The organism is Streptomyces mexicanus, assembly GCF_902506575.1.
Lineage (GTDB): Bacteria > Actinomycetota > Actinomycetes > Streptomycetales > Streptomycetaceae > Streptomyces > Streptomyces mexicanus.
In genome coordinates this window covers 94,099-101,919 of record NZ_LR732544.1, presented here as the reverse complement: position 1 = coordinate 101,919, position 7,821 = coordinate 94,099, and the positions used below count along the sequence as shown (strand labels likewise).

At 75.2% G+C, this 7,821-nt stretch carries 7 protein-coding genes; 4 read left to right on the top strand and 3 right to left on the bottom strand.

The window, feature by feature from the left end; genetic code table 11:
- From GV126_RS00450 to pdxR, 4 genes are all read left to right on the top strand, one after another.
- Positions 1-828, top strand: an 828-nt coding sequence (locus tag GV126_RS00450; protein ID WP_159661913.1) for an alpha/beta fold hydrolase, incomplete at its 5' end; no start/stop codon positions are given.
- Positions 829-916: 88 nt separating this feature from the next.
- Positions 917-1,705 (top strand): YwqG family protein, encoded by a 789-nt coding sequence (locus GV126_RS00445; protein WP_236569810.1) that lies wholly within the window; start codon positions 917-919, stop codon positions 1,703-1,705.
- A 527-nt stretch (positions 1,706-2,232) separates the two neighbouring features.
- A complete protein-coding gene (locus GV126_RS00435) occupies positions 2,233-2,838 on the top strand; it encodes a LysE family translocator (RefSeq protein WP_159661912.1) in 606 nt (201 codons plus the stop codon).
- A gap of 97 nt (positions 2,839-2,935) precedes the next feature.
- A complete protein-coding gene (pdxR, locus tag GV126_RS00430; RefSeq protein WP_236569808.1) occupies positions 2,936-4,588 on the top strand; it encodes a MocR-like pyridoxine biosynthesis transcription factor PdxR in 1,653 nt (550 codons plus the stop codon).
- Positions 4,589-4,697: 109 nt separating this feature from the next.
- Here the strand turns inward: pdxR and GV126_RS00425 are convergent, their stop codons facing one another.
- Genes GV126_RS00425 through GV126_RS00415 form a run of 3 tightly spaced genes read right to left on the bottom strand, consistent with a single transcriptional unit; the run spans position 4,698 to position 7,749 of the window.
- Positions 4,698-5,279, bottom strand: a complete 582-nt coding sequence (locus tag GV126_RS00425) for a GerMN domain-containing protein (RefSeq protein ID WP_159661911.1) — start codon at positions 5,277-5,279, stop codon at positions 4,698-4,700.
- Positions 5,276-7,063: a sensor histidine kinase gene (locus GV126_RS00420; protein WP_236569807.1), complete on the bottom strand. Its 1,788-nt coding sequence runs from the start codon at positions 7,061-7,063 to the stop codon at positions 5,276-5,278. Before GV126_RS00420 ends, GV126_RS00425 begins: the two co-directional genes overlap by 4 nt.
- Entirely contained in the window at positions 7,060-7,749 is a 690-nt protein-coding gene (locus GV126_RS00415; RefSeq protein ID WP_159661910.1) for a response regulator, read from the bottom strand. Before GV126_RS00415 ends, GV126_RS00420 begins: the two co-directional genes overlap by 4 nt.
- Positions 7,750-7,821: the final 72 nt, after the last annotated feature.

Below are 7,821 nucleotides of genomic sequence, written 5' to 3'. Positions count from 1 at the left end.
GCGGCGGCCGGGTACCGCGCGGTCGCCGTCGACGTGCGGGGCTACGGCCGCTCGTCCAAGCCCGCGGCGACGCAGGCGTACCGGATGCTCGACCTGGTCGAGGACAACGTCTGCGTGGTGCACGCCCCCGGGGAGGAGGCGGCCGTGGTGATCGGCCACGACTGGGGCGCGACCATCGCCGCGACGTCCGCGCTGACCGAGCCGGAGGTCTTCCGCGCGGTGGGACTGCTCAGCGTCCCCTACACCCCGCCCGGCGGGCCGCGCCCCAGCGACGTCTTCGCCGGGATGGGCGGGGACGAGGAGTTCTACGTCGCGTACTTCCAGGAGCCCGGTCGTGCCGAGGCCGAGATCGAACCCGATGTGCGCGGCTGGCTCGCGGGCTTCTACGCGGCCCTGTCCGCCGACACCATGCCCGCGCCCGGCGCGCCGGACCCGCACTTCGTGAGCAAGGGAGGGACGCTGCGGGACCGCTTCCCCGCCGGCAGGCTCCCCGCCTGGCTCGGTGAGAGCGAACTCGACGTCTACGCCGCAGAGTTCGAGCGCACCGGCCTGACCGGGGCGCTCAACCGCTACCGGAACATGGACCGCGACTGGGAGGACCTCGCCGCCTTCGCCGGCGCGCCGCTGACCCAGCCCTCCCTCTTCATCGGCGGCAGCCTGGACGCCTCCACGACCTGGCTGGCCGACGCGATCGAGGCGTACCCGGTCACGCTGCCCGGCCTGGTCTCCTCCCATCTCCTCGACGGCTGCGGCCACTTCGTCCAGCAGGAACGCCCCGCCGACGTCAACCGCATCCTGACCGACTGGCTCGCCGCCCTGCCGGCCTGAGGAACGTCTCGCGGCGACCGGCCGCAGCCGCTGTCAGATCCGGCCGGTACGCTGCGAGCCGTCCACCACCAGTCGGCCGGAAGGCGCGATGACCCACACTCCCAGGCCGAGCACCGAGGCGATCCTCGCGGCGCTTCCGGACCTCGCTCCCTACGCGCGTGACGCGGTCCTGCTCCACCCGCGGCGGGCGGAACCGGACCGCCGGCACAGTTCGATCGGCGGCCCCCTGCTGTGGCCGAGCGACGAACCGTGGCCGCAGTGCTCCCTGCCCGACGTGGACAGCGCCGACGGCACGCCCGCCACGGCCATGGTGCCGGTCGCGCAGATCTTCCGGCGGGACGCGCCGGGACCCTGGTGGCCCGCCGGTATCGACCTGTTGCAGATTCTCTGGTGCCCCAACGAGCACTGGGATCCCCCGGCCCAGCAGGCCGACGTCAGCCCCGTGCTCGACGTGCGCTGGCGCCGGGCCGCCGACGTGACCGACCCCCTGACGCCTCCGCCGGCACCCTCGCGGTACGGCGAGGACGGCTCCCCCCCGCGGGCGTGGGCCGCCACCCCCGAGCACGTCACCGCCTTCCCCTTCCGCGAGGAGCTGCCCGCCGAACTGCGTCCGCGGCTGGCGGAACTGGTCCGTGCGACCGGCGACGGCGGGGACGTCATCACCCGCCTCGCCGGCTGGAAACTCGGGGGCTGGCCGACCTGGCACCTGACGCACCCCGCGGTCGTCACCTGCGGGGAGTGCGGCACGGCCATGACGCTGCTGTTCACCGTGGCCAGCGACGACGAGACCGGGGTCGTCGTCGGCCGGTGGGGCGACCTGCGGGTCTTCGCGTGCCCCGCCGACCACCGGCACCCCTTCCAGGCAGACCTGCACTGACCCGCCCCGCTCAGCTGCCGGCCCCTACCCGCTTCAGGGCCAGGACCGCCATGCCGTCCTGATCGCGCCCGCCCGTCCAGCAGGACACGTCGCACAGCAGGGCGGCCACGAGGCGCCGCGGATGCGCGTACGCACCCGGCGGCAGGCGCCGACACGGGTCGCAGAACACCCGCGCGCGTCGCGGGCCTCGGTCACTCCGTCGATGATCGGTCACTCCGTCGGTGACCAGCAGCGACGAAGCCCCCTCGGGCAGCGGGAGACGTCCGTGGGTGCCGCGCCGTCGTTCGCGGTCCCCGCCGGACCGGGTGCCTCCGCGCCGGACCGGGTCCCTCCGCGCCGCACCGGGTGTCCGGGCGCCGTACCGGGGAGGACGCGCGCGGGCGCGCCGGGCACGGGACAGGGCCGCACCCGCCTCACCGGGGGTGCCCCGCGCCGGTTTGGTCCAGTGGATCTCGCTCGCTTTGGCCCTGTCGGCCGAACCATGACCCCGGCAGGGTGGGACCACCTCGAATCCCGCGGAGGATCCCTTGAGCGTCGCGTTCCTGCTGACCACCCTCGTCGTGGTGGTCACTCCCGGCACCGGAGTGCTCTACACCGTCACCGCCGGCCTGTCCCACGGCCACCGGGCGGGCACGGTCGCCGCGCTCGGCTGCACCCTCGGCATCGTGCCGCATCTGGTGGCGACCATCAGCGGCCTCGCCACCCTCCTGCACACGGGCGCCGTCGCGTACACGGTGGTCAAGTACCTGGGCGTCGGCTACCTGCTCCACCTCGCCTGGGCGACCCTGCGCGACAAGGAGGCGCTGGTGGTGAAGGGCGACACCGAGCCGCGGCCCCCGGCGCGCGTGATCGCCTCCGGGGTACTGGTCAACCTGCTCAATCCGAAGCTCACCCTGTTCTTCGTCGCCTTCCTCCCGCAGTTCGTCCCGGCGGGGGAGTCCGGCTCGGTCGTGGCGATGCTCCGGCTCGGCGGCGTGTTCATGGCCCTGACCTTCGTGGTGTTCGCCGGGTACGGGGCCTGCGCCGCCGCCGTGCGGGACCGCGTGCTGGCCCGGCCCGGGGTGACCACCGGGATCCGCCGGGTCTTCGCCGTCTGCCTCCTGGGTCTGAGCGCCCGGCTGGCGCTGGCGTGACCGTGCGGGCGGCGTCCCCGAACTACGGCCGCGACGCGGGGCGTTCGCCCGAACCGGCCGGGCGGGGACCGCAGAGGCGTGGGCCGGGCATGGCAGCATGAGCACGGTGGACACGGGGGCAGCGCAGGGAGAGCACGGCGACCCGGCGAGCACACCGGCGGCGCGGAGGGAGGACGCGGAAGCGGCGAGCACGTCGACGGCGCGGAGAGGGAACGCCGAAGCGGCGAGTACGTCGGCGCCCAGCGCGAACGCCGAAGCGGCGAGCACCCCGGCGGCAGGGCAATCCCTGTTCCCCGGCTCGGACTTCCTGCAACTCGACGTCGGCGAGGCGCCCGCCGGCGGCAAGGCGGACTGGCTCGCCCGGCGGCTGCGGCAGGCGATGGCCGACGGCCGGCTGACCGTCGGCAGCAGACTGCCGCCCACCCGCGTGCTCGCCGCCGAACTGCGGTTGTCCCGAGGAGTGGTGACGGAGGCCTATCGCAGGCTCGCCGAGGAGGGCCACGTCGAGGGGCGCCGACGCGGCGGCACGGTGGTCGTGGCGGCACCTTGCGCGCCCAGGGCCGCCGCCCGTCGTGCCCCGGCACCGGACGCCGCCGACCGCACCGGGTACGCGGCGCTGTTCGCGGACCCACCCGGGGCCGCCGTGTTCGACGCGCTGCGGGCCGCCCCGGCCCGTATCGACTTCACCCCCGGCCGGCCCGACCTCACCGCGTTCCCCCGCGCCGCCTGGCTGCGCGCCGAACGGGCCGTCCTCGCCGACCTGTCCGCCGACCACCTGGGCTACGGCGACCCCCGCGGCGCCCCGCGGCTGCGCCGGGCCGTCACCGGCTGGCTGGCCCGCAGCCGGGGCATCCGCGTCCACCACGACGACGTGCTGATCGTCGCCGGCACCGCGCAGGCGCTCACTTTGCTGCACTCCGTCCTGCGCGCCGACGGCATCGACCGGGTGGCGGTGGAGGACCCCGGCTCGCTGGGCACCCGCCAGCACCTGCGCCACGGCGGCCTGGACACTCCGCCGGTCCCGGTCGACGACCGGGGCGTGCGCATCGACGCGCTGCGGGACACCCACGCCCGCGCGGTCCTGCTCACACCCGCCCACCAGTTCCCCACCGGAGTGGTCACCAGCGGCGAGCGCCGCCGGGAACTGCTGCGCTGGGCCGAGGAGGGCGGGCTGATCGTGGAGGACGACTACGACGCCGAGCACCGCTACGACCGCCCTCCGGTGCCCGCCCTGCGCGCGCTGCTGGCCGACCGGGTCTGCTACACGGGCAGCATCTCCAAGCTGCTCGCGCCCGCGCTGCGGATCGGCTGGATGGTGCCGCCGCCCCGCCACCGCGAGGCGCTGGTCGACGCCAAACGGTTCACGGACCTGGGCAACGCCGTGCTGCCCCAACTGGTGCTCGCCCACCTGATGGAGACGGGCGGCCTGGAACGGCACCTGCGGATGCTGCGCGGCCGTCACCGCCACCGCCGGGACGCGATGATCGGTGCCGTCACCGCGCACCTGCCGGGCGCGGTCGTGCACGGCGCCGCGGCGGGACTGCACCTGACCGTCACGTACGGGCCCGAGGTACCCGACACCGCCCTCGCCGCCGCCGCGCTCGCCCGGGGAGTGAAGTGCCAGCCCCTGTCCTGGCACCGCCAACTGCCCGGCCCCGCGGGTCTCGTCCTCGGCTACGCGGCCACCCCGCCCGGTGTCATCGCCGAGGGCGTGGCCGCGATCGGCGGGGCACTGCGCCGGCTGGCGTGACCCGGCCGACGTCATCACCGGAGCCGGCCGCGGGGCGTTTGGCGTGACGTGGGGAGTGTGCCGCGGGGCGCGAGGGGTGGAGCGTGGAGGCGGGCGCGGCGTACGGAGGTCAGTCGGACGGGCAGAGGGAATCCGCCCGGACGGTGTCCCACGCGGCGCCCACCACACGCACGCTGATCTGCGCTGCGCCCCGCACGGGACGCGGCGCCCCGTCGGCCGCGAACGCGTCGGGCGTCCCGGTCGGTGACGCGGCGGGCCGGACCGGACCGCGAGACGCTGTCGAACGGCGGGCGTGCGCCGCGGTGCAGGTGAGCTGTTCCACGCCGCGGTCGGTCAGGCGGCCGACCCCGGGCGGAAGGCGCACGGTCACCGTGTCCCCGTCCGAGGTGACCCGCACCCCGGCCGGCACCTCGGGCAGGTCCGTGGTCAGGTGCTGCCGGGCCTCCGCCCGGGTCGGCCCGGCCAGCAGCAGGGCCACGGCTCCCGCCACCGGATCGGTGCCGTCGGCGGTGGGGCGGGGCACACCGCGCAGTGCGGTGCCGGCCAGGAAGTAGACCGTGGTGCGCGCCGGGATCCCGGACGCGGGGGCCCCCGCGTCGATGACACCGGTCGGCGGCACCCCGCAGCCCGCCAGCGCGAGCAGGCCGGCGGCGAGCCCGGTCAGGGCGGTGGCGCGCACGACTTCTCTCACCGGCCGTCCCCCCGCTCCTTCGCGTCGTCGGTGTCCTCCGTGCCGCGCACACCCTGCGTGCCGCGCACATCCTCCATGCCGTGCACACCTTTCGTGCCGTGCCCATGCTTCCTACCGTGCACCCCTTTTGTGCCCTGCACGTGCTTCATGCCGGGCACCCCCTTCCTCCCGCCCCCATCGATCGTGCCGGCCGTCTCCTGCCCGCCGTTGGCATCCGTCGCGCCGTCCGTGTTCCGCGGCATGGTCGCGCTCTTGGTGTCGCTCCCAGGCACGGTCTTGTCGCGCAGGGGCAGTTCGACCGTGAACACGGCTCCGCCGCCGGGGCGGTTGTCCGCTCGGACGTGTCCGCCGTGCAGGCGTACGTTCTCGGCGGTGATGGCGAGCCCCAGGCCACTGCTCTCGCTGCGGGTGCGGGCCGCGCTCGCCTTGTAGAACCGCTCGAACAGGTGCGGCAGCGCCGCATGGGGTATGCCGGGGCCCCGGTCCGCCACCGTGATCACGATCAGGTCCTCGTCCGGCCGCCCGTCCCGCCCCCGCTCTCCCCGCGCGGTCGTCAGCCGCAGCGTGACCGGCGGTGCGCCGTGCCGCAGCGCGTTGCCGACCAGGTTGGCCACCACCACGTCCAGCCGCCGCGGGTCCACCCGCGCCCGCACCGCTCCGGCCGCCGGCAGGTCCGCCGTCACCCGGTGCAGCCAGCCACGGGCGGCGAGGGTGTGGCGGATCGACTCGGCCAGATCGATGTCGTCCAGGGCGAGTTCCGCGGCCCCGGCGTCGAACCGGGAGATCTCCATCAGGTCCTCGACCAGCCGGGCCAGCCGTGCCGTCTCCTCGCTGACGAGCCGCACCGCCTCGCCGGTGGTCTCGTCCAGGCGCGCGGCCCGCTCGTCCAGGACCTCGGTGACCGCGGTCATCGCGGCCAGCGGTGTGCGCAGTTCGTGGGAGACGTCCGCGGCGAAGCGGCGTGCCTGCGCCTCCATGCGGCGCAGCTCCGCCACCGAGCGCTCCAGGGCGGCGGCGGTGTCGTTGAACGTCCGGGACAGATCGGCCAGTTCGTCGGAGCCGTGGACGGTCAGCCGGGTGTCGAGACGGCCCGCGGCCATCCGGCGGGTGGCCCGCCCCAGCGCCCGTACGGGCCGCAGGACCCCGCGCGCGACCAGGAGCGCGAGGACGACGGCGAGGCCGAGGGCGGGCACGGTGGCCCGCTCGATCGCGGTGACCAGGGCGGTGACGTAGACCTGTTCGCTCTCCTGCGGGGCCACCAGGTAGAGCACCAGCCCGGACGGTGTGGGGGCCATGCCGGCCGGGGCGGCGTAGGTGACGGGCAGCCCGACGACGAGGTACGCGCGCCCGTCGCGGCGCACGCGCTGGAAGACGGCGGCGGAGCGGGTCCGTACGGACCTGAGCAGTTCGGGTGTGAGGGCGTCGAAGGCGTCCTGCGGCCCGTAGGCGGCGCGCAGGGCGCCGTAGGTGGCGAGGTAACGCCAGCGTTGCGAGCGGTTGGCCCAGGCCAGGTCGGCGACCAGGTGGTTCAGGTCCGCCTGGTCGGGCGCGTCCGGTATCCCCGGCGCGCGGGCGTCGACACTGTCGCGGAACTGCTTGACCACCGCGTCCTGGCTCTGCTGGAGCACCCCGGTGCGCGCCTCGCGGAAGGTCAGCACGCCCGTGCTCAGCGCGCTGACCACGGCGACCAGGCCGAAGCCCGCCACGAGGCGCAGTCGGAGCCCGCCGCGGAACGCGGGACGGGTGCCCTGCTCGCGGCGCGCTGCCCGGCGGGGCCCGCTCACGACGACCGGAAGCAGTAGCCGAAGCCGCGCACGGTGTGGATGTACCGGGGCGCGCCGCCCAACTCGCCGAGCTTTCCGCGCAGCCGTTTGACGCAGGCGTCCACCAGGCGTATGTCGCCGTGGTAACTGTGCTCCCACACCGTCTCGAGCAACTGCTGACGGCTGAGGACCTGTCCCGGACAGGCGGACAGGGCGAGCAGCAGCCGCAGTTCGGAGGGCGCCAGGTGGACCGGCTGACCCTGTCTGCGCACCAGCAGCCCGGCCCGGTCGATCTCCAGTTCGCCGTGCGTCTCGACCCGGGGCCGGACGGTGCCGGGGCCCGGGGCGTCCAGGCGGCGCAGGACCGCGCGGATCCGGGCGTCCAGCCCCCGGGCCTGGACCGGTTTGACCACGTAGTCGTCGGCGCCCGCCTCCAGCCCGACGATCACGTCGATGCTGTCGCCCTTGGCGGTCATCATGACGATGCCGACCTGCTCGCGTTCCCGGATCCGCCGGCACACGTCGAGACCGGACAGGCCGGGCAGCATCAGGTCCAGGACCACCACGTCCGGACGGAAGGAGCGCACCTGCTCCAGGCCCTCCTCGCCACAGACGGCGGCCCGGACGTCGTGCCCCTGGTGGCGCAGGGCGAGCTGGACACCCCGCCGGACGGCGGCGTCGTCTTCGATGAGCAGGATGCGGGGCATGCCGATCAGTATCAGCCAGGCGCGGGCGGCGACGGCCGCCGGAGGCCACCACCAGGGAGGACTGTTACGAAA